This window comes from Streptomyces formicae (assembly GCF_002556545.1).
GTDB classification, from domain to species: Bacteria; Actinomycetota; Actinomycetes; order Streptomycetales; family Streptomycetaceae; genus Streptomyces; species Streptomyces formicae_A.
The window spans coordinates 6,424,256-6,446,960 of record NZ_CP022685.1; the positions used below are offsets into that span (position 1 = coordinate 6,424,256).

General features: G+C 72.4%; 12 protein-coding genes. 4 read left to right on the forward strand and 8 right to left on the reverse strand.

Going from position 1 to position 22,705, the window contains the following annotated elements; genetic code table 11:
• Window positions 1-40 precede the first annotated feature (40 nt).
• Window positions 41-1,639, reverse strand: a complete 1,599-nt coding sequence (narH, locus tag KY5_RS28305; protein WP_199843271.1) for a nitrate reductase subunit beta — start codon at window positions 1,637-1,639, stop codon at window positions 41-43.
• Window positions 1,640-1,642: 3 nt separating this feature from the next.
• A complete protein-coding gene (locus tag KY5_RS28310; protein WP_098244873.1) occupies window positions 1,643-5,329 on the reverse strand; it encodes a nitrate reductase subunit alpha in 3,687 nt (1,228 codons plus the stop codon).
• Between the two features lie 227 nt (window positions 5,330-5,556).
• On the opposite strand from KY5_RS28310, the gene KY5_RS28315 reads away from it, so the two are divergent.
• The 3 genes from KY5_RS28315 to KY5_RS28325 all read left to right on the forward strand — a co-directional run bounded on the left by KY5_RS28315 (window position 5,557) and on the right by KY5_RS28325 (window position 8,705).
• On the forward strand, window positions 5,557-5,949 hold the full coding sequence (locus KY5_RS28315) for a MerR family transcriptional regulator (protein ID WP_098244874.1): 393 nt from the start codon (window positions 5,557-5,559) through the stop codon (window positions 5,947-5,949).
• Window positions 5,946-6,287: a thioredoxin family protein gene (locus tag KY5_RS28320; RefSeq protein WP_098244875.1), complete on the forward strand. Its 342-nt coding sequence runs from the start codon at window positions 5,946-5,948 to the stop codon at window positions 6,285-6,287. Before KY5_RS28315 ends, KY5_RS28320 begins: the two co-directional genes overlap by 4 nt.
• A 168-nt stretch (window positions 6,288-6,455) precedes the next feature.
• Window positions 6,456-8,705, forward strand: coding sequence for a HelD family protein (locus KY5_RS28325; protein WP_098244876.1), 2,250 nt, complete (start codon window positions 6,456-6,458; stop codon window positions 8,703-8,705).
• Here KY5_RS28325 and glgB read toward each other — a convergent pair.
• The 4 genes from glgB to KY5_RS28345 form a co-directional block, all read right to left on the reverse strand.
• Entirely contained in the window at window positions 8,680-11,280 is a 2,601-nt protein-coding gene (gene glgB / locus KY5_RS28330; RefSeq protein WP_324964957.1) for a 1,4-alpha-glucan branching enzyme, read from the reverse strand. The two genes, KY5_RS28325 and glgB, sit on opposite strands and share 26 nt — an antisense overlap.
• 37 nt (window positions 11,281-11,317) lie before the next feature.
• Window positions 11,318-12,760, reverse strand: a complete 1,443-nt coding sequence (locus KY5_RS28335) for a maltokinase N-terminal cap-like domain-containing protein (RefSeq protein WP_098244877.1) — start codon at window positions 12,758-12,760, stop codon at window positions 11,318-11,320.
• 118 nt (window positions 12,761-12,878) lie between these two features.
• Entirely contained in the window at window positions 12,879-14,597 is a 1,719-nt protein-coding gene (gene treS / locus KY5_RS28340) for a maltose alpha-D-glucosyltransferase (RefSeq protein ID WP_098244878.1), read from the reverse strand.
• Window positions 14,594-16,657: an alpha-1,4-glucan--maltose-1-phosphate maltosyltransferase gene (locus KY5_RS28345; RefSeq protein ID WP_098244879.1), complete on the reverse strand. Its 2,064-nt coding sequence runs from the start codon at window positions 16,655-16,657 to the stop codon at window positions 14,594-14,596. Before KY5_RS28345 ends, treS begins: the two co-directional genes overlap by 4 nt.
• A gap of 402 nt (window positions 16,658-17,059) precedes the next feature.
• Between KY5_RS28345 and KY5_RS28350 the strand changes: the two genes are divergently transcribed.
• The gene (locus tag KY5_RS28350; RefSeq protein WP_098244880.1) at window positions 17,060-17,524 is read left to right on the forward strand and encodes a nuclear transport factor 2 family protein; all 465 of its coding nucleotides are present in this window, start codon (window positions 17,060-17,062) and stop codon (window positions 17,522-17,524) included.
• Here the strand turns inward: KY5_RS28350 and KY5_RS28355 are convergent.
• Together KY5_RS28355 and KY5_RS42675 are read right to left on the reverse strand one after the other, a co-directional pair.
• Complete coding sequence (locus KY5_RS28355) at window positions 17,512-19,866, reverse strand: protein kinase domain-containing protein (protein ID WP_098244881.1); 2,355 nt, start codon at window positions 19,864-19,866, stop codon at window positions 17,512-17,514. The two genes, KY5_RS28350 and KY5_RS28355, sit on opposite strands and share 13 nt — an antisense overlap.
• A 31-nt stretch (window positions 19,867-19,897) precedes the next feature.
• Complete coding sequence (locus KY5_RS42675) at window positions 19,898-22,579, reverse strand: serine/threonine-protein kinase (protein ID WP_234362897.1); 2,682 nt, start codon at window positions 22,577-22,579, stop codon at window positions 19,898-19,900.
• Window positions 22,580-22,705: the final 126 nt, after the last annotated feature.

Genomic DNA, 22,705 nt, shown 5'->3' on the forward strand with positions numbered 1-22,705 from the left:
GCGGTGGTGCGGTGGGTAGGTGGCGGAGCCGGAGCCGGAGTCAGCGCCGGCCGGGGAAGAGGCCCTCGGGGCGGCCCGAGCCGTTCCAGCCGAAGAGGTTGAAGCGGCCCCGGCCCGCGCCCGCCGCCGCGGGTTCCGGCTCGGGTACGGGCGACGCGTGGAAGGTGTCGGCCGTGTACATGCCGGGGCCGTCCGCGCCGTCGAGGCTGCATCCGGCGGCCAGCTCCTGGGCGCTGCGGCCGGTGGAGGCCGTGTAGCTGGTGGGGATGACGTAGCGGTCCTCGTACTTGGCGAGGGCGAGCAGCCGGTACATCGCCTCGATGCCCGCGGGATCCATGCCGACCGCGCGGGAGATGTTCTCGTCGCGTTCCTCGCCGAGGTTGACGCGCCGCATGTGGGAGCGCATCGCGGCGAGGCGGCACAACGACGCCTCCACCGGGGCGGGGTCGCCCGCGGTGAAGAGCCCGGCGAGGTAGTCGACGGGGATGCGCAGCGAATCGATCGCGGCGAACAGCTTGGCCGGGTCCTCGCCGTCGTGGCCGGTGGCGGTCAGCGACTCGACGACCGGCGAGAGCGGCGGGATGTACCAGACCATGGGCATGGTGCGGTACTCCGGATGCAGCGGAAGCGCCACCTTGTAGGTGTTGATCAGGGCGTGCACCGGGGAGCGGCGGGCCGCGGTGATCCAGTCGTGCGGGATGCCCGCCTCCTCTGCGGCGCGGGCCACCGCCGGGTCCTCCGGGTCGAGGAAGCACTCCAACTGCGCCTCGTACAGCCTCTGTTCGTCCTCGACGGAGGCGGCATCGCCGACCTTGTCGGCGTCGTAGAGGATGACGCCGAGGTAGCGCAGGCGTCCCACGCAGGTCTCGGAGCAGACGGTGGGCTGACCGGCCTCGATGCGCGGGTAGCACAGCGTGCACTTCTCGGCCTTGCCGGAGCGGTGGTTGAAGTACACCTTCTTGTACGGGCAGCCGGTGACGCACATCCGCCAGCCGCGGCAGCGGTCCTGGTCCACCAGGACGATGCCGTCCTCGATCCGCTTGTACATCGCGCCCGAGGGGCACACCGCCACGCAGGACGGGTTCAGGCAGTGCTCGCAGATCCGCGGCAGGTAGAACATGAACGCCTGCTCGTACTCGTGGCGCACCTGCTCGTTCATCGTGCGCAGGACCGGATCGCCCGCCAGGTGCTCGGGCCCGCCGCCCAGGTCGTCGTCCCAGTTGGGTCCCCAGGTCACCTCGGTGGGGCGGCCGTCGATCAGGGAGCGGGGCGGCGCGGTGGGCACGTCGTCGCCCAGCGGGGCGGTGGTGAGGTTCTCGTAGTCGTACGTCCACGGCTCGTAGTAGTCGGACAGGGAAGGGAGCCGGGGGTTGGCGAAGAGGCGGGCCAGGCGCCGGGCGCGGCCGCCGCTGCGCGGTACGAGACGGCCGTGCTTGAGGCGCCAGCCGCCCTGCCACTTCTCCTGGTCCTCATGCCCGCGGGGGTAGCCCTGTCCCGGGCGGGTCTCGACGTTGTTGAACCAGACGTACTCGGTGCCGTCGCGGTTGGTCCAGGTCTGCTTGCAGGTGACCGAACAGGTGTGGCATCCGATGCACTTGTCGAGGTTCATCACCATCGCCACTTGTGCCATGACCTTCATCAGTCAGTACTCCACGTTCTGCGCGCGGCGCCGGATGGTCGTCAGGGCGTCGCGCTGGTTGCCGGTGGGGCCGTAGTAGTTGGGGGCGAAGCAGAGCTGCGCGTGGCCGCCGATCAGATGAGTCGGCTTGATGAGCAGCCTGGTCAGGGAGTTGTGGACGCCGCCGCGCCGCCCGGTGGCCTCGGACTTGGGCACGTTCACCAGGCGTTCCTGGACGTGGTACATGAACACGGTGCCGACCGGCATGCGGTGCGAGACGATCGCGCGGGCCACCACGACGCCGTTGGCGTTGACCGCCTCGATCCAGTCGTTGTCGGCGACGCCGATGGCGGCCGCGTCGTCGGGGCTGATCCAGATGACGGGCCCGCCCCTGGCCAGGGTCTGCATCAGCAGGTTCTCCTGGTACTCGGAGTGGATGGACCACTTCGAGTGCGGGGTGAGGTAGCGCACGGTCACCGATCGCTCGTCCCCTTCCTCGTACCGGCGCGTCTGCTCGGAGAGGTCCAACGGGGGCCGGTAGAGGGGCAGTTGCTCGCCGTACTCGGCGATCCACTCGTGGTCGAGGTAGAAGTGCTGGCGTCCGGTGAGGGTGTGCCAGGGCTTGCGGTGCTCGGTGTTGATGGTGAACGGGGCGTAGCGCCGGTCGTGGCCCTCCTTGCCGGACCACTCGAAGCTGGCGCCGACCTGGACGGGGCGGGCCTGGGTGTCGGAGAAGACGATGCGCCGCTCGGCGACGGAGGCCGCGAGCTCGCCCACGTCGCTGCCCGGTCCGCACCGTTCGGCGAGCCGGTCGAAGCCCTCGGCGGCGACGCGCCCGTTGGTGGTGCCGGACAGGGCCAGGATCGCCTCGCAGAACTTGACGTCCGTGTCCAGGAGGGGCCTGCCGCGCGCCGCGCCCGACGCGGCGGTGCCGCAGCGTTCGGCCAGCCACCGGGACTCCGCCCCGGTGTGCACGGTCAGGCCGCGCACCTGCATGCCCGCGGAGTCCGGCAGCGGCCCGAGCGCGGCGAGGCGCTCGGCGAGCAGGGTGTAGTCGCGTTCCACCAGCGTGTAGCGCGGTTCGGTGAGACCTTCCGGCGGGGCCTCGTCCGGGGTGTCGTGCTGGAGGGCGGTGGCGACCAGGTCGTGGCGGGTGTCCAGGCGGCCCTCGGCGAGCCTGCTCACCTCCCCGGCGAGGCCCTGGAAGATCTCGAAGTCGGTGCGGGCCTGCCAGGGCGGGTCGATCGCGGGCGAGAAGGCGTGCACGTAGGGGTGCATGTCCGTGCTGGACAGGTCGTGCTTCTCGTACCAGGTGGCGGCGGGCAGGACGAGGTCGGCGAAGAGCGTGGTCGACGTCATCCGGAAGTCGAGGGCGAGCAGCAGGTCCAGCTTTCCCCGGGGCGCCTCGTCCCGCCAGGTGACCTCGCGCGGGCGCTCGTCCGGTGGCGCCTCCGCGGCGTCCGCGTTGTCGGCGGCGCCGAGCAGGTGCCGCAGGAAGTACTCGTTGCCCTTGGCGGACGAGCCGATCAGATTGGCGCGCCACACGGTGAGGACCCGGGGCCAGTTCGCCGGGTCGTCAGGGTCCTCGCAGGCGAAGGAGAGGCGCCCCTCGTCGCGTTCCCTGCGCACCCACTCCTGCGGCTCCGCGCCCTCCGCGTGCACCCGGTCGCCCAGGTCAAGGGGGTTGGCGCCGAAGGTGGGGGCGGACGGCATCCAGCCCTTGCGCACCGAGCGGGCGACCAGGTCGGCGGTGTGCAGCCCGGCGAACGCGCCCCGGCCCGTCGTGGCCGTGAGCCGGTCGGCGCCCGAACCCTCGTAGCGCCACTGGTCGGTGTGCGTGTACCAGTAGGGCGTGCCCGCCATCTGCCGCGAGGGGCGCGCCCAGTCGGCGCCGGTGGCCAGCTGCTGCCAGCCCGCGTAGGGGCGGACCTTCTCCTGCCCCACGTAGTGGGCCCAGCCGCCCCCGTTGACGCCCTGACAGCCCGTCAGGAGCAGGAGGGAGAGGAAGGACCGGTAGATCGTGTCGGAGTGGAACCAGTGGTTGGTGCCCGCGCCCATCACGATCATGCAGCGGCCGCGGGTCTGCTCGGCGGTCCTGGCGAACTCCCGTGCGGCGCGCACCACGGCACTGGCGGACACCGAGGTGAGCGCCTCCTGCCAGGCGGGTGTGCAGGGGACCGAGGCATCCTCGTACGAAGCGGGCCACTCGCCTTCGAGGCCGGGCCTCGCCACCCCGTACTGGGCGAGCATCAGGTCGAACACCGTCGTCACGAGGCGGCCGCCGACGCGCCGCACCGGCACGGAACGCGCCACGGTGTCGCCGTCCGTCTCGAAGCGCGGAAGGCGCACCCGCGCGCACGTGCCGCGCCCGTCGCCGTACAGGCTCAACTCCGGCTCGATCGAGCCGAGATCGAGGTTCCAGCGGCCCTCGCCGCCCTTGGTCCAGCGGTCGCCGAGGGTGCCGTTCGGTACGACGGCCTCGCCGCTCGGCGCGTCGATCAGGACCGGCATCCAGCGCCGCGCGGCGGGCTCCGCCTCCTGCGCGAGGTCCAGGTCGGCGGCGGTGACGAAGCGCCCCGGCACGTGGTCGGCGCCGCGCTCCTCCAACTCGACCAGGAACGGCAGGTCCGTGAACCTGCGGACGTAGTCGGCGAAGTAGGGGACCTGGCGGTCGACGAAGCACTCCTTGAGGATCACGTGCCCCATCGCCATGGCGAGCGCCCCGTCGGTGCCCGGGTGCGGGTGCAGCCACTCGTCGGCGAACTTCGTGGCGTCCGCGTAGTCCGGGGAGACCACCACGACCTTCTGGCCCCGGTAGCGGGCCTCGGCCATCCAGTGCGCGTCCGGGGTGCGCGTGACGGGGACGTTGGAGCCCCACAGCATCAGATACGCGGCGTCCCACCAGTCGCCCGACTCCGGCACGTCGGTCTGGTCGCCGAACACCTGCGGCGAGGCCACCGGCAGGTCCGCGTACCAGTCGTAGAACGACAGCATCGGCGCGCCGAGCAGCGCGTGGAAGCGGGCCCCGACCGCGTGGGACGCCATCGACATCGCGGGGATCGGCGAGAACCCCGCGATGCGGTCGGGACCGTGCACCTGCAACGTGTGAACGTGGGCCGCGGCCGCGATCTCCAGGGCCTCCTCCCAGGCGATCCTGACGAGGCCGCCCTTGCCGCGCGCCGCCTGGTAGCGGCGCCGCTTGTCGGGGTCGCCGGTCACCTCGGCCCAGGCCGCCACCGGGTCCCCGCCGTGATTCCGCTTCGCTTCGCGGAACATCTCCACCAGGACGCCGCGCGCGTGCGGATAGCGCACCCGGGTCGGCGAGTACGTGTACCAGGAGAACGAGGCGCCGCGCGGGCACCCGCGCGGCTCGTACTCGGGCCGGTCGGGCCCCGTGGTGGGGTAGTCGGTCGCCTGCGTTTCCCAGGTGATGAGCCCGTCCTTGACGTACACCTGCCAGGAACAGGAGCCCGTGCAGTTCACTCCGTGGGTGGAGCGGACCACCTTGTCGTGGGCCCAACGCTCCCGGTAGGGCGCGTCGTTGACGCTCTGGTCGGTGCGGAAGGCGGCCCGCTGGTCGGGGGTGCGGGGCGCCTTGCTGAGCAGCCCGCCCAGCCGCAGGAGCCGCTCGGCCGCCTCGGCCGCGGCCCGTTCCGCCTTCTGCCCGGTCCTGCCAAGCCCCACGCTGTGCCCCTTTTCGGAGATGGGCATGCCGAACCTGCGGAACAGGCCGGCCTGCCGCGCCGCCCACGACGTCTGGATGCCAGCCTGCTCCCGCTTCCGCTGGTGAACAGAAGCGCTTTCTCGCCACTTGGATGGATTGGGTAGGCATCTTTACTTCGCGTTGGCGAAGGAACGTTGTTCGTATAGCGGAGCCCAAGCCGTCGTTCAGCGGACGGGTGGCCTTGACGCCCACGTCAACGCTTACGGTCGAGGGCATGCGAATCGGCGAGCTCGCGGCGCGTGCGGGGACGACCACGCGGACGCTGCGTTACTACGAGTCGCGCGGGCTGCTTCCCGCGCGGCGCACCGGCAACGGCTACCGCACGTACGACGAGGGCGACGTGCGGCTCCTGGAACAGATCAGGACCCTCCAGGACTTCGGGTTCGACCTGGAGGAGACCAGGCCCTTCGTGGAGTGTCTGCGCTCCGGCCACCCGGAGGGCGACTCCTGCCCGGCGTCGCTCGCGGTCTACCGCCGCAAGCTCACCGAACTGGACGCGCTGATCGGCGAGTTGTCGGCCGTGCGGGCGCAGGTCGGCGCGCAGCTCGCGCGGGCCGAGGCGGCGGTTGCGGGGGGTCCGGAACCGAAGTGCGAACTGAGGGGATGACGACGATGAGAGCGCTCGGCGTGGCCGAGGTGACGGACGCGGACTTCGCGGGGGAGGTGCTGGGGGAGAGGGACAGGCCGGTGCTCGTGGAGTTCACGGCGGACTGGTGCGGGCCGTGCCGTCAGCTCGCGCCGGTCCTCAGCGAGATCGCGCGGGAGGAGCGGGACCGGATCAAGATCCTGCAACTGGACGTGGACAGGAGTCCCGAGGCGGCGATCGCCTACCGGGTGCTCTCGGCGCCGACCATGATCGTGTTCCGTGGCGGCGAGCCCGTGCTGCAACTGGTGGGGGCGCGGGCCAAGCGCAAGCTCCTGGCGGAGCTGGCCGACGTGCTCTGAGCGTTCCGGCGCCGGAACGAGAGAGGGAACAAGAGATAAGCCCCGGACGAATTGACGTCCGGGGCTTATCTCTGCGTATATTGGATTCTTTCGCGAAGCTCTTGCCATTTACGCATGACGACTTCACGAGAAGTTCAATAAGAGCACTGTAACCGGCGAGGGGCTGAATTGTCAACCGAGGAATTGCGGGAAGAGCAGCAATTCGTCTCCGGGCTGTACGCGCGCCTGGACGCGCTGCGCGAGGAGGCCGAGACGGCCGTGAAGGCGTCGTTGTCGCAGGTGGGCAACGGTCTCCAGGCGCGTCTTGAGCGCGATGTGATGGTGGCGGAGCAGTCCGGCGTGCTCGCCGCCCTCAACGCGGAGGAGAACGGGCTCTGCTTCGGCAGGCTCGAATTCCGCGACGGCCGTGACCACCACATCGGGCGCATCGGAATCCGCGCGTCCGACACCGAACGCACCCCACTCGTGATCGATTGGCGTGCCGATGTCGCGCGCCCCTTCTACCTCGCCACCGGCCATACGCCGATGGGTCTGCGCAGGCGCAGGCACCTGACCACCAAGGGCCGCGAGGTCACCGACCTGCACGACGAGATCCTCGACCTCAGCGACACCACGCGCACCGGCTTCGAGAGCGCCGACGCCGACGAGGTGCTGCTCGCCGCCCTCGACTCGGCGCGCACCGGGCGCATGCACGACATCGTGCAGACCATCCAGGCCGAGCAGGACCGCATCATCCGCGCCCCGCACCGGGGCGTCCTCGTCGTCGAGGGCGGTCCGGGCACCGGCAAGACCGTCGTGGCGCTGCACCGCGCCGCCTTCCTGCTCTACGCCCACCGCGAGCTGCTCGCCAAGCGCGCGGTCCTGGTCGTGGGCCCGAACCCGGCCTTCCTCGGCTACATCGGCGAGGTGCTTCCCGCGCTCGGCGAGACGGGCGTGCTCCTGTCCACCGTCGGCGAGCTCTTCCCCGGCGTGAGCGCCACCGGCACCGACACGCCGGAGGCCGCCGAGGTGAAGGGCCGCGCGGAGATGGCGGAGGTGCTCGCGGGGGCCCTGCGCGACCGCCAGGCCACCCCCGAACCGGGCGAGCCCCTGGTCATCGCGCACGACGACGGCGACCTGATCCTGGACTGGACGATCGCCCACGAGGCGCGCGAGGCGGCCCGTGACGCGGACGTGCCGCACAACCTGGGCAGGCCGCACTTCGCGTTCCGGATCATCGACTCGCTCACCGCCCAGCTCGCCGAACGCATCGGCCACGACCCGTACGGCGGGCCGAACTTCCTCGGGCCCGACGACATCGCGCAGCTCGGCAAGGGCATCGCGGCCAGCCCCGAGGTGCACGCCGCCATCGAGGAGCTGTGGCCCACGCTGACCCCGCAGGACTTCCTCGACGACTTCCTCGCGGAGCCCACCCGGCTCGACGAGGCGGACGCGGCCGCGATCCGCAGGCCGCGCGGCGCCGCCTGGACGCCCGCCGACGTGCCGCTGCTCGACGAGGCGGCCGAGCTGCTCGGGCACGACGACAGCGCCGCGCTCGCGGCGGCCGAGGCGGAGCGGGCCAAGCAGATCGCGTACGCGCAGGGCGTCCTCGACGTCTCGCGGGCCTCCCGGACGTACGAGTTCGAGGACAAGGACGAGGAGGACGCCGAGGTCCTGCTCGCGCACAACATCATCGACGCCGAGCGGATGGCCGAACGGCAGGAGGAGGCCGACCACCGCAGCGCCGCAGAGCGCGCGGCGGAGGACCGCACCTGGGCGTTCGGGCACATCATCGTCGACGAGGCGCAGGAGCTCTCGGCGATGGCCTGGCGGCTGCTGATGCGGCGCTGCCCGACCCGCTCCATGACGCTCGTCGGCGACCCGGCGCAGACCGCGGAGGCGGGCGGCTGTGGCTCCTGGGAGAGCATCCTCGCTCCGTACGTCGAGGACCGCTGGGAGTACACCAGGCTCGGCGTCAACTACCGCACGCCCGTGGAGATCATGGAGGTCGCGGCCGAGGTGCCTCGGGCCGCGGGGAACCCGGACTTCCGGCCCCCGAGCTCGGTGCGGTCCACCGGTGTGCGCCCCTGGGCGCGCCGCACCGACGACCTCGCCGCCGCCGTGGCCGAAGCGGTCGCGGCGGAGGCGCGCGAGGAGGGCCGCCTCGCGGTCATCGCCCCGCGCGAGCTCCATGCGGAACTCGCCGCACAGCTCCCCGGAGTGACGGCCGGGGAGGCCCCGGACCTGACGCGGGCGGTCGTCCTGATCGACCCGCGTCAGGCGAAGGGCCTGGAGTTCGACACGGTCCTGGTCGTCGAGCCCGCGCGGTACGGCACCAGCGACCTGTACGTGGCGCTGACCCGGGCCACCCAGCGCCTCGGCGTCCTGTACGCCGAGGAGTTGCCCGTCGCGCTCAAGAGGGTCGAAGCCACACGGTAGCCAGCGGCGGCAGCGTCAGGCGCAGCGACGCGGGCCTGCCGTGCGACGGCACCGGTTCCGGCTTGAGCGGGTCGGGATTGGTGACGTCGCCGCCGCCGTAGCGGGCCTCGTCGGTGTTCAGGACCTCCTTCCAGGCGCCGAACTCGTCAGGCACGCCCAGGCGGTAGGCGTGCCGGACGACGGGGGAGAAGTGCGAGACGGCGAGCAGCGGCGAGCCCGCCGCGTCGTACCGCAGGAAGGCGAAGACGTTGTCCTCCGCGGCGTCGCCCTCCACCCAGGAGAACCCCTCGGGGTCGGTGTCGCGCTGCCACAGGGCGGGTTCGCCGCGGTAGAGCATGTTCAGGTCGCGCACGAGGTCGCGCATGCCCCGGTGGTCGGCCTCCGCGCCGTACGCCGGGTCGAGCAGCCACCAGTCGGGGCCGTGCCCCTCCGACCACTCCGCGCCCTGCGCGAACTCCTGTCCCATGAACAGGAGTTGCTTGCCGGGGTGTGCCCACATGAAGCCGAGGTAGGCGCGCTGGTTGGCGCGCCGCTGCCACCAGTCGCCGGGCATCTTCGACACCAACGACCGCTTGCCGTGCACGACTTCGTCGTGCGAGATCGGCAGGACGTAGTTCTCGCTGTAGGCGTACACCATCGAGAACGTCATCTCGTGGTGATGGTACTTGCGGTGCACCGGCTCCTTGGTCATGTAGTCGAGGGAGTCGTGCATCCAGCCCATGTTCCACTTCAGGCCGAAACCGAGGCCGCCGCGTGCTGGACTGTTGGGGGCGCCGGGGCCCTCGTGGTGGGTGGCGCGGGTGACGCCGTCCCAGGCCGTGGACTCCTCGGCGATGGTGACGACGCCCGGGGTGCGACGGTAGACGGTGGCGTTCATCTCCTGGAGGAAGGCCACGGCGTCCAGGTTCTCGCGGCCGCCGTGCTCGTTCGGGGTCCACTCGCCGTCCTCGCGCGAGTAGTCGAGGTAGAGCATGGAGGCGACCGCGTCCACGCGCAGGCCGTCGATGTGGAACTCCTCGCACCAGTAACTGGCGTTGGCGACAAGGAAGTTGCGCACCTCCTTGCGCCCGTAGTCGAACTCCAGGGTTCCCCAGTCGGGGTGCGCGGCGCGGGCCGGGTCCTCGTGCTCGTACAGGGTCCTGCCGTCGAACTCGGCGAGCGCCCAGTCGTCGCGCGGGAAGTGCGCGGGCACCCAGTCCATCAGGACGCCGATCCCCGCGCGGTGCAGCGCGTCGACGAGGTACTTGAAGTCGTCGGGGGTGCCGAGGCGGGCCGTCGGCGCGTAGAAGCCGGTGACCTGATAGCCCCAGGAGCCGCCGAAGGGGTGCTCGGCGACGGGCATCAGCTCGACGTGCGTGAAGCCCATGTCGGCGACGTACGCCGGGAGTTGCTCCGCGAGCTGCCGGTAGGTGAGCCCCGGCCGCCAGGACGCCAAGTGCACCTCGTACACGGAGAACGGCGCCCGGTGCGCCGGCACGTCGCCCCGGCGCGCGAGCCACTCGGCGTCGTGCCACTCGTGGTGCGACTCGTCGATGACGGAGGAGTTGGCGGGCGGCGCCTCGGTGCGGCGGGCGAGGGGGTCGGCGCGCAGCGTCCTGGATCCGTCGGGCCGGGTGATCTCGAACTTGTACAGCTCGCCCTCGCCGACGGACGGCACGAACAGCTCCCAGACGCCGCTGCCGCCGAGCGAACGCATCGGGAACCCGGTGCCGTCCCAGAAGTTGAAGCTCCCCACGACCCGCACGCCCCTGGCGTTGGGCGCCCACACGGTGAACCGGGTGCCGATCGCGCCCTGGTGGACCATCGGCCGTGCGCCGAGCGCGTGCCACAGCTGCTCGTGGCGTCCCTCACCGATCAGATGCAGGTCGAACTCGCCGAGCGCGGGCAGGAACGCGTACGCGTCGGGGACGTCGAGCTCCGCGTCCTCGTACGAGACGTGCAGCCGGTAGCCGTCGGGCACGGCCCGCAGCGGCAGCACGGCGGAGAAGAACCCGTCGCCGTCGTCGCGCAGCTCGGCGCGGAGGTCGGCGGCGACCACCGAGACGGCCCTGGCGTAGGGCCGCAGCGCACGGAAGGCGACGCCGCCGGGCACGGGGTGCGCGCCGAGCACGCCGTGCGGGTCGTGGTGGGTGCCGTCGAGGAGGCGGGCGCGGTCGGGCCCGGGGACGGGGGAGAGGGATGCGGGGGTGCCGGGGGTGTCGGGGGTGACTTGGGCGACGTTCCGAGACGCCGTTGCGGATGCCGACGCCGATGCCGATGCCGACTGCGGTGGTGCGGGGAGACCGGTGGGCTGTGTGGCTTCGGGGGCTTCGGCGCCCTGTGAGGGTTCGCCGGTCTCGGCGCTCTCGGCGGCCCGGGCGGACTTCGCAGGGCTCGTCGCCTTCCCCGGCCTCCCCGCCTTCGTCGCCTTCGGGGACTTGGCGGACTTCGTCGCCCTGATGGCCCTCGCGGGCCCTGCGGGCTTCGCGGGCTCGGGGGCCGGTCGGCTCTCTTCGCGTGCCGCCTCCTGCCCCCCTCGGCGGCCGGTGGTCTGCTCGGTGGCGTCGTCGGACGGTTTGCGGGAGCGGGGGGTCACGGGGGAGGCCTCCTCCGAAGGGATCCGAAAGGGATGGTCAGTGGTCGTCGTCGGCGGAGCCGTTCCCGGCGAGGCGGCGGACGGCGGCCAGCGGTACCGGCAGCCAGTCGGGGCGGTGGCGGGCCTCGTAGAGGACTTCGTAGACGGCCTTGTCCGTCTCGTGGGCGCGCAGCAGCACCGGGTCCGTGCGGGGATCGCGGCCCGCGACGTCCGCGTACCCCACGCAGTACGCGGCCCGGCAGTCCTTCGCCCATCCGGGTGCCCGGAGCTCCGCGGAGTACGCCGCGTAGTCGAAGGAGCGCAGCATGCCCGCGACGTCCCGCGCGGTCGGCTGCGGCAGGCGGCGTTCGGCGAGCGGGCGCGCGGGTTCGCCCTCGAAGTCGATGAGCGACCAGCCGCCGTCGGGGGAGCGCAGGCACTGTCCCAGGTGCAGATCGCCGTGGACGCGCTGGGCGGTCCAGGACTGGCCCTCGCCGCCCAGGTCGGCGAGCGCCTCGTAGGCGGTGAGCAGCGCGGGCGCGAACGGCCGCAGCGCGGGGACCGCCCGCGCCGCCGAGGTCAGGCGCTCCGCCATGCCGTCGGCGATGAGTTCGACCTGCGCCCGGCCGAGCGTGACGGTGGGCAGCGCGGCCGCGAGCTCCCGGTGGACCTCGGCGGTGGCGCGGCCGATCGCCCGTGCCTCGCCGGTGAAGTCCTCGCCCTTGCCGATCATCCGCAGGGCGAGCTCCCAGCCGTCGTCGGCGCCCGCCAGATAGGGCTGGACCACCCCGAGTCCGTACGCCTCGTCGGCCGGTGACGCGCCGCCCGCCGGGTGCGCGTGGAACCAGGCGGCGGGCGCGGGCACCCGTGCGCAGCCGCGCTCGGCGAGCCGCAGCGGCAGTTCCAGGTCGGGGTTGACGCCGGGCATGACGCGGCGGAACAGCTTGAGGATGAACGTATCTCCGTACACCACGGAGGAGTTGGACTGCTCGGCGGCGAGCACGCGGGCAGCGAGCCCCGAGGGGATGTCGGTGCCGGGGTCCCGCTCGAAGCGCAGCACGCCGTGCCTGCCCGGCATCCGCAGTCGCTCAAGGAACAGCGCCATGAGCCGGGGGTCGTGCAGCGCCTCGTAGACGGTGAACCCGGCGAGCGGGCCCTCGGTGACGTGGCCGATGAGCGCGGGCGCCAGGTGCGGCGGCAGCGTCCGGCGCACGCCGATGAGCAACTGGTAGCAGTCGGTGGCCCGTTCGGCGGCACGGCCCTCGGCCGCGATGTCCTGGGCGGGCGCCATCGGCCTGCGGGTCCTCACGAGCAGGTGGAGCAGGCCCGAGGGCGAGCCGGCCGGGAGGAGCTCGGTCACCGCCACCGGTTCGAGGACGCTGATCGGCCTTCCCTTGCCCGCGAACCAGCGTTGCCGCGGCAGCCAGGCGCGCAGCAGCGGGTCGAGCGAGGCGAGCAGCGCGCCGGAGTTCACACTGGGGCGGGTGGCGGCTTCCGACATGGCGTCGCGTCCTTTCCGCGTCGCGGACAAGGCAGAGTGCGGGAGTGCCGGTTGTGCGTAGGAGTGCCCAGGGCGGGGCGGTGGAAACCGCCCCGCGCGAGAGCCGCGCTGCCGGAGCCTACGCCGCTTCCTTGCGCAACCGGAACCAGTAGAAGCCGTGCCCGGCGAGCGTGAGCAGGTAGGGCAGTTCGCCGATGGCCGGGAAGCGCACCCCGCCGATCAGCTCCACCGGGTGGCGTCCGTTGAAGGCTTGGAGATCCAGTTCGGTGGGCTGCGCGAAACGCGAGAAGTTGTGCACGCACAGCACCAGGTCGTCGGCCTCGCCCCCGGACGGGGGAGCCTCCCTGAGGAAGGCGAGCACGGCCGGGTTGGACGAGGGGAGTTCGGTGTACGAGCCGAGGCCGAACGCCGGGTTCTGCTTGCGGATCTCGATCATCCGCCGCGTCCAGTGCAAGAGCGAGGAGGGGGACGACATGGACGCCTCGACGTTCGTGACCTGGTAGCCGTAGACCGGATCCATGATCGTCGGGAGGTAGAGCCGGCCCGGGTCGCAGGACGAGAAGCCCGCGTTGCGGTCGGGCGTCCACTGCATCGGGGTGCGCACCGCGTCACGGTCGCCGAGCCAGATGTTGTCGCCCATCCCGATCTCGTCGCCGTAGTACAGGATCGGCGATCCCGGCAGCGAGAGCAGCAGCGCGGTGAACAGTTCGATCTGGTTGCGGTCGTTGTCCAGGAGCGGGGCGAGGCGGCGCCGGATGCCGATGTTGGCGCGCATGCGCGGGTCCTTGGCGTACTCCGCGTACATGTAGTCGCGCTCTTCGTCCGTGACCATCTCCAGCGTCAACTCGTCGTGGTTGCGCAGGAAGATGCCCCACTGGCAGCCCGAGGGGATGGCCGGGGTCTTGGCGAGGATCTCGGAGACCGGATAGCGCGACTCGCGCCGCACCGCCATGAAGATGCGCGGCATGACGGGGAAGTGGAACGCCATGTGGCACTCGTCGCCGCCCTTGTCGAAGTCGCCGAAGTAGTCGACGACGTCCTCCGGCCACTGGTTGGCCTCGGCGAGCACCACCGTGTCCGGGTAGTGCGCGTCGACCTCGGCGCGGACGCGTTTGAGCAGCTCGTGGGTGCGGGGGAGGTTCTCGCAGTTGGTGCCCTCCTCCGCGTACAGGTACGGCACCGCGTCCAGGCGGAACCCGTCGATGCCGAGGTCGAGCCAGAACCGCAGGGCCGAGATGATCTCCTCCTGTACGGCCGGGTTCTCGAAGTTGAGGTCCGGCTGGTGGGAGAAGAAGCGGTGCCAGAAGTACTGCTTGCGGACCGGGTCGAAGGTCCAGTTGGACGCCTCGGTGTCGACGAAGATGATCCGGGCGTCCTGGTACTGCTTGTCGTCGTCCGCCCAGACGTAGTAGTCGCCGTAGGGCCCTTCGGGGTCGCTGCGGGACTCCTTGAACCACGGGTGCTGGTCGCTGGTGTGGTTCATCACGAAGTCGATGATCACGCGCATGCCGCGCTGGTGGGCGCTGTCGACGAACTCCACGAAGTCGGCGAGGTCGCCGAACTCGGGGAGCACCGCGGTGTAGTCGGAGACGTCGTAACCGCCGTCGCGCAGCGGTGACTTGAAGAACGGCGGCAGCCACAGGCAGTCCACGCCGAGCCACTGGAGGTAGTCCAGCTTGGCGGTGATGCCCTTGAGGTCGCCGACGCCGTCGCCGTTGCTGTCCTGGAAGGAGCGGACGAGCACCTCGTAGAAGACGGCGCGCTTGAACCAGTCGGGGTCGCGGTCCTTGGTGGGTGTGTCCTCGAAGGTGTCCTGGACGGGCTCGTTGATGATCATGTTGTGGGTGACCCTCCGATCAACGGTGAGGACGGCCGCAGGGTCCGGTCGTGCGCGTCGGGGGAGTGGTGCTCCCCCGGCCTCGGGCCGACGACGAGCACGTGCGCGCCGCCCGGACCCAGGCGCACGTAATTGGCCCTGCCCCAGTGGTAGGTCTCGCCGGTGAGCTCGTCGCGCACCGGCACGCTCTCGTGCCGGTCGAGGCCGAGTCGCCGCATGTTCAACGAGACCGTCGCCTCCTGGGTGTGGTGGGGGTCGAGGTTCACGACCACCAGAACCGTGTTCGATCCCGTCGCGTCGGCGGCCGACTTGGAGTAGGCGATCACCGCTTCCTTGTCCGTGGCGTGGAAGTGAAGGTCGCGAAGTTGCCACAGGGCCGGGTTGGCCCGCCGCACCCGGTTCAGCGCGGTGATGAGCGGGGCGATCGTGTCGCCCCTGCGGGCCGCCGACTCCCAGTCCCTGGGCCTGAGTTGGTACTTCTCCGAATGCAGATACTCCTCGCTTCCGCGCCGGACGGCGGCGTTCTCGCACAGTTCGTAACCGCTGTAGACGCCCCACGTCGGCGACAGCGTGGCGGCGAGCACGGCGCGCGCCTCGAAGGCGGGCCTGCCGCCGTCCTGGAGGTAGGCGTGCAGGATGTCGGGGGTGTTCACGAAGAAGTTCGGCCGCAGGTAGTGCGCCGTCTCCGTGGACAACTCGACCAGGTAGTCGGTGAGTTCGTCCTTGCCGTTGCGCCAGGTGAAGTACGTGTACGACTGCTGGAAGCCGATGGCGGCGAGGGTGCGCAGCATCGCGGGCCTGGTGAACGCCTCGGCGAGGAAGATGACGTCGGGGTCGGTGCGGTTGATGTCCGCGAGCACCTCCTCCCAGAACACCACGGGCTTGGTGTGCGGATTGTCGACGCGGAAGACCCGCACGCCGTGGTCCATCCAGAAGCGGAGGAGGCGCACGGTCTCCGTGATCAGACCCGGCATGTCCTTGTCGAAGGCGATCGGATAGATGTCCTGGTACTTCTTCGGCGGGTTCTCGGCGTATGCGATGGAGCCGTCGGAGCGGTGGTGGAACCACTCCGGGTGCTTCTCCACCCACGGGTGGTCGGGGGAGCACTGGAGGGCGAAGTCCAGGGCGACTTCGAGGCCGAGGGCTTCGGCGGCGCGGACGAAGTCGTCGAAGTCGTCGAGTGTCCCGAGGTCCGGGTGGACCGCGTCGTGGCCGCCCTCGGGCGAACCGATCGCCCAGGGCACGCCGACGTCGTGCGGGCCCGCGGACAGGGAGTTGTCGGCGCCCTTGCGGTACGTGGTGCCGATGGGGTGGATCGGTGGCAGGTAGACGATGTCGAAGCCCATCTCCGCGATGGCGGGAAGGCGTTCGGCCGCCGTGCGGAACGTGCCGGGCACGGGCGGGGCGCCCGCGCGGACGACGGCACCCTCCGACCGGGGGAAGAACTCGTACCAGGAGCCGAACAGGGCCCTGCGCCGCTCCACGAGCAGCGGCAACTCCTCCGAGGAGGTGAGGAGTTCGCGCAGCGGATGGCGGGCGAGCACCCCGGTGACCTCCGGGGTGAGGGCGGCAGCGAGACGGGCCGCCGGTGAGCGGCCCGTGTCGCGCAGTGCCTCGGCCGCGCCGAGCACGACGGGGCGTTCGGCGCTCGGCACCCCCGCGGCGGCGCGTTCGTGGAGACGGGCGCCCTCCTCCAGGACGAGGTCGGTGTCGAGACCCGCGGGGATCTTGATGCCCGCGTGGTGGCGCCAGGTGGTGAGGGGATCGCCCCACGCCTCCACGGCGAACGTCCAGCGCCCCTCGGCGCCCGGCGTGACGTCCGCGCCCCACCGGTCGGTGCCGGGGGCGAGTTCACGCATCGGGGTCCAGGGGCCCGCGCGCCCCTCGGGATCCCGCAGGACGACGTTGGCGGCGACCGCGTCATGGCCTTCCCTGAAAACGGTCGCGGTGACCTGAAACGTTTCTCCCACCACGGCCTTCGCGGGTTTTCGGCCGCGGAGGACGATGGGGCATACGTCCAGAACGGGAATGGTGGGCTGCGAGGGTGAGCCTAGGGGCATGTCTGACCGCTCCTGTCCGCGTGCACGGATACGGGGGTGTGGAGAGGTTCCGCGGTGGGTCTGTGCGCGTGCGGATGTGTCTGCCGCAGTGCGTACCGGAAAAGTCTGCCCACCCCCTTCGGGTGCGCAATCCGGCGCTTTGTTAACTACTATCGCGTAACAGCACATGCAAGACCGGCCCCGCCGAAAACGGTGGGAGTGGCCCAAATCGCATATGCCCTACGGGTTGTTCACCTGCTCCAGCTTGCCGGTCGCCGCGCGCGGGGCGAGCGCCCCGGCGGTCCCCGCGGGTCGGGCCCGGCGGTTTTCGGCCGGAGTGCGCCCGTGCCACGCGCCGCGCGGCGCAGGCAGAGGTCCGAAATCCGCCGGTGCGGTGAGGGGCGTGCGGTCAGGGTGGGGGCCATGACGACGACCGATTCCGTTGATTCGCTGCCCGTACTGACCGGAATGTATGCGGCGGAGGCGAGGTACTTGGCGGCGGGCGGCCCCGGCCGCGCCTCCTTCGATCTGCTCGCGCCCTACTTCGCGCCCGATGTCGTCCTGCACCAGGCACCGGCCCTGCCGTACGGCGGGACGTGGCGCGGCCACGACGGCATGGCCCGCTTCTTCCTCGCGATGAGCGCGGCGTGGGACTCCTTCGACCTGGTCGACCAGCGCTTCCTCGCCACCGGCGGCACGGCGGTCGTCCACACCCGGGTGCGGGCCCGCGCACGGGCCAGTGGCCGGGTGCTCGAGTTCCCGATCCTCCAGACGCTCACGGTGCGCGAGGGCCGGATCGCCGAGGTGTGGCCGTTCTACTGGGACACGGCCGAGATCGCGGCGGCGTGCGGGCACACCTCGGGCCAGGACGCGGGTCAGGGGGCGTAGCCCGACAGGATCCTGCCGTCCCGCGCCACGGCGAACAGGGCGCCGCCCACGTAGAGCGGCGGGCCGAGGGTCTGCACGTCGTCGTAGGCCGTGCCGTCGTCGGGGTGCGGGATCGTCTTCCTGCGGTAGGAGTCCTTGTCGTCCGCGGTGCTCCTGCCCCACATCTCGTACCGGCCCACCGCGAGGATCCGCTTGCCGGACAGTGCCACCGTCACGGTGTCCCTCGGGGCGCCGTAGCGCCACAGGCGATCGCCCGAGCGCCAGTCGTACGCCGTCATGAAGTGCGTGATCGGCGCCTCGGTGTCCTCGTTGCGGCTCGTCACGACCAGGACGTCCGCCTCGCCGACCGAGGGTGGCAGCGCGGGCGTGCGGTCGGGGGCCAGGGTGCGGCGCGGCTTCAGGGTCATGGCGTCCAGCTCGCGGATCCCCGCGCGGTCCAGGGCCCAGCACAGGATCGCGTCGCGGTGGGCGACGACGCCGGTGCAGTGCTCGCCGGGGGCGGAGGCGGCACGGCTGCCGTCCTTCGCCGAGAGGGCCACCACGCCGCCGCCCTCCAGCGCCGCGTACACCCGTCCCTCCTTGACGACGAGCGCCTCCCGCACCTTGGACGGCAGCGGCTTCGACGTCCACAGGGTGTGACCGTCGCGGCCCCTGCGGGCCCGCACGATCGCCTCGCCGGAACCCGACTCACCGTCGGCGAAGCCGAACTCCGCCGTGTAGAGCACCCCTTCGGACCGTGCGAGCCCCATCACGGCGGCGGTGGCGGGCATCGGCTTGCGCCAGCGTTCCGCGCCGGACGCCGCGTCCAGGGCGATGACGCCGCGCTCACTGGGCACGTAGACGCGCTCGCCGTCGCTCTCGGGCGGCACGGTCTGGATGCCCTGGAGCGCGTCGGCGCCGTCGGTGAAGCCGCGTGAGGTCCAGCGGTGGGCGCCGGTCGCCGCGTCCAGGGCCGTCGCCGCGCCCTTGCCGTCCCTGCACACCAGCTTCGGGCCGACCAGGACACAGCCGTACCCCCTGTCGTCCAGACTCTCGGGGCGCTCCGCCGACCAGGGCTTCCACCCCTCGGGGCGGGCGGAGGCGGCACGCGCGGCGGCGCCGAACTCGCCGCTGCGGTCCGGGTTTCCGTACTCGGTGACGACGCGGGGTGAGCCCGCGTCGCCGGTACCTTCTCCGTTCCCGTTCGCGCCCCCGCTCCCGTTGCTGTTCCCGTTCCCGTTCCCGTCTCCCGGCAGCAGCACCGCCGCCACGGTCACCGCGGCCGCCGCCACCACCGCTGCGGCGATCCACGACCGGCGTCGCCGACGCGGGGAGGGCCCGGAGTCCGGGGGCGCGAGGGGCACGGGAGGCGGCGGTGTCGGCAGGCGCGGGGTGCGGCCGTCCGTGCCCGCCGCGGTGGCCGCGGTGGCGAACGAGCCCTGGGCGGTGGCCCGTTCGCAGCGCGCCACCGCCTCCCGGTGTTCGGCGAAGAGGGCGAGCACGGGGGCGGGCCACGGGACCGTACTCCCGATGGCGGCGGTCGCGGCGGTGGCGTCGTCGTGCGCGAGCCGGGCGGCGAGCTCCGCCGCCGTGGGCCGGTCGCCCGGTGCCGGGCACAGACACGCACTGATCACGTCGCGCAGCTCTTCGGGTACGTCGGAGAGGTCCGCGTCGCCCTGCGCGATGCGGAAGATCACGGAGGCCAGTTCCTGGTCGTCGAACGGGCCGCGCCCGCACGCCGCGAAGCACAGGACCGCGCCCAGGGTGAAGACGTCCGACGCGGGCACCACCGCGGGGCCGCCCTGGAGCTGCTCGGGCGCCATGAAGCCCGGTGTGCCCACCACCATCCCGGCCGCCGTCAGGGCCGTCGCGTCGAGGGCCCGCGCGATGCCGAAGTCGATGAGGGTGGGGCCTTCGGGGGTGAGGAGTACGTTGCCCGGCTTGAGGTCGCGGTGCAGGACCTGCGCGTCGTGCACCGCGGCGAGCGCGCGGGCGAGCCCGGCGCCGAGCGCCCGCACCGCGCCGGGCGGCAGGGGGCCGCACCGGACCACCGTCGCCGCCAGGGAGGGACCCGCGACGTACTCCGTGGCCAGCCACGGCACTTCGGCGTCCGCGTCGCCGTCGAGGAGCGCGGCCGTGCCCGCTCCCGTGACCGCGCGGGCCGCCGCGATCTCCCGCCGGAAGCGGATCCGGAACTCGCGGTCGATCTCCAGGTCGGGCCGGACGGTCTTCACCGCGACGAGCGGGGCGCCGGGCCCGGGCGCGCGGGCCAGGTACACCTCGCCCATGCCGCCCGCGCCGATGGTGGCGAGCAGGCGGTACGGGCCGACGTGGCGCGGTGGCCCGGGCAGGGGATCGAGCACGGCTCCTCCTGGAACGGGGGCGGGAACGGCGTCAGGACGGGATCTTCATCGACACGACCGTCCCCTGGTCGTAGACGATCGTCACGACCCCGCCCAGCGGGAGCACCGTCGGCGGCTTGGGTTTGTCCGCGATCACCGTGCCGGTGTCCTCGGGCTGCTCGGGCACCCGGTCGCCGGGCGCGCCGGGGACGCGGACCGCGTCCGGCTTACCCCTGCCCGTCAGCGGCACGGCCTTGAGCGTGGAGTTGTCGGCGGTCAGGGCCCGGTCCCCGACGATCAGGGCCGGTGAGGAGATCGGTTCCTTGATGACGTACTCGGCGACGGAGATCGGTTCCTCGCGGGTGACCCGGCCGTTCTTCGCGTCGGCGACCAGGAGCTTCTCGCCGCTCGTGTCGTACGCGAGCGCGGCGCCGGACGCGACCGCGCTCACCACGATGTCGCGGCCGAGGTCGCCTTGCGGGCTGACCGGCGGCGCCTTGAAGGAGATCTTGCCCCGCACCGCGAGCGTCCTGGCGTCGAGACGGGTCACCCGGGTCCCCGGGGCGGCCGTCGGGTCGTCGAGGTCGCCCGTGCCGGTGACGAGCTGGGTGCACAGGATCTGGTCGGCCACCGGGTCGACCATCAGGGCCAGGCACTGGCCGTCGTCGTAGGCACCGCCCTCGCGGCCGCCCTTCTTCTCGCCGATGGCGACGACACCGTCCCGGGAGGTGGCGTAGACGCGGCCGTCGTGGGCGGTCTCCGCGGTGTAGTTGCCGAGTTCGGCCTCGGCGAGGACCTCGTCGCTGAGTTCGTACGTCCACACCGGCTTGTCCGCGCCGTCCAGCGGATACGCGAGGAGCTCGGTGCCCTGCGGCCCTTCGTCGGTCCGCGAGGTGACCTCCGAGGAGAGGACGAGGCGCTCGTCAGTGAGGAGCGCGGAGGTGACGTGCGATCCCGCCGGGGCGTCGACGGACCAGTCGACCTCGCCCGACGCCGAGTCGCGCACCTGCACGCGGCCCTTGTGCGCGATGACGGCCCTGCCGCCCCGGACCACGGGACGCACCTGGTCACCGGGCATGAACAGATGGCCGGACGGGCCGATGTACGCCTCGTCGCCGGTGTCGCCCGCGTCGGCGTCCGCCGCCGTGCGGCCGTCGGACCGCCACAGGCGGTGTCCGTCGGCGGCGCTCCGTGCCTCGTACGTACCGTTGGTCAGCAGACACACCACGGCCTCCGTGTCGGCCGCGCAGCTCATCGGGGAGTGGCCGAACGCGGCGCGCCACGGCTTCCAGCCCCGGGGGCGCTGCTCCTTCAACTGCGGTACGGATCCGTTGTGTTCGAGGGTTCCCGCGGAGTCCACCCCGGCGCGGGCGACCAGTTCGGCGGCGGACGCGCTCCGGCCGGGCCCCGCCGCCCGCCCGTCGCCCCCGCCCCCGTCGGGCCCCCGCGCCGCGAGCAGCGCCCCGACGGCGCCGCCCGCCACGGCCACGGCGAGCACGGTGACGAGCGCGCCCCTGCGGCCGATGCCGCGACGGCGGGACACGGTGGGCGCGGCGGAACTCATGGTGGGCAGCCCGTGCGCGGTGTGGCCGGGACCGCCAGGGGCGGCCGGAGCGAACGGAGCCTGGGTGGGCGTCCGGGTGGGTGTCCGCGTCGGTGAGTACGGGGTGTGCTCAGGTGCCGGTGGCAGCGGCAGCAGTGGCTGCCCCGACGCGCACAACTGCGCCGCGTCGCGCCGGGCTTCGGCGATGGCCGCCCGCACGGCCGAGGGCCACCGGGCACCGGGTCCGCTCTCGCCGTCGTCGCCGGTGCCGTGGGCGGGCCGCCGGTCGTTCGGGGTGCTCAGGTCGAGCTCTGCCAGCCGCTCCGCAAGCTCCCCAGGATGTGGCCGCTCGCCCGGGTCCCGCGACAGACACGCCCCGATCAGCTCACGCAACTCCGCCGGTACGCCGTCCAGTTGGGCCTCCGCGACGGACACCCGGTACAGGACCGCCGCGACGGGCCCGTCCCCGAACGGGTCGTCGCCCGACGCGGCGTAGGCAAGGACCGATCCGAGGCAGAAGACGTCGGACGCGGGCACCACGTGGCGGCCGCCCGCGACGTGTTCGGGGGACATGAAGCCGGGGGTGCCGACCAGGAGGCCCGTGGAGGTCATCGTGGTCGCGTCGAGCGCCCGGGCCACGCCGAAGTCGATGAGCTTGGGTCCGTCCGCGCCGAGCAGCACGTTCGCGGGCTTGAGGTCGCGGTGCAGGGCGCCCGCCGCGTGCACGGCGGCCAGCGCGCGGGCCACTCCGGCGCCGAGCGCGGCGACGGACGCGAGGGGCAGGGGCCCGTGGGCGCGGACCGCTTCGGCGAGGTGGGGGCCCGCGACGTACTCCGTGGCGAGCCAGGGCTGTTCGGCGTCGGCGTCGCCCGCGACGAGGCGGGCCACGAAGGGGTTCTCGACGGACGTGGCGACGGAGATCTCGCGCCGGAACCGGGCGCGGAAGGCGGCGTCGCCCGCGATCTCGCCGCGGATCGCCTTCACGGCGACGAGCGAGTCCGGGTCGTAGGGGGCGCCGGGCGCGAGGGCCCCGCCCGGCTCGCGGCGGTCCGGGGCGGCGAGGAAGACCTCGCCCATGCCGCCCGCGCCGAGCCTGGCCAGCGTCTCGTACGGCCCTATCCGCAGGGGAGACGACTCCCTCAACTGCCCGATCATCCGCCGCCCCCGATGGTGTTGTCGTCCGTCGTCCACACGTCCCGTGCTCCCCGGGCGGGTTGCAGATTACAGCGGGTGGGGCGGCAGGGACGGTCGGTCGTCCGTTGTGCCGCGGGAGCGCGGCGGCCGGGGCGAGGGGACGAATGTTGCGGCGGCGGCCGA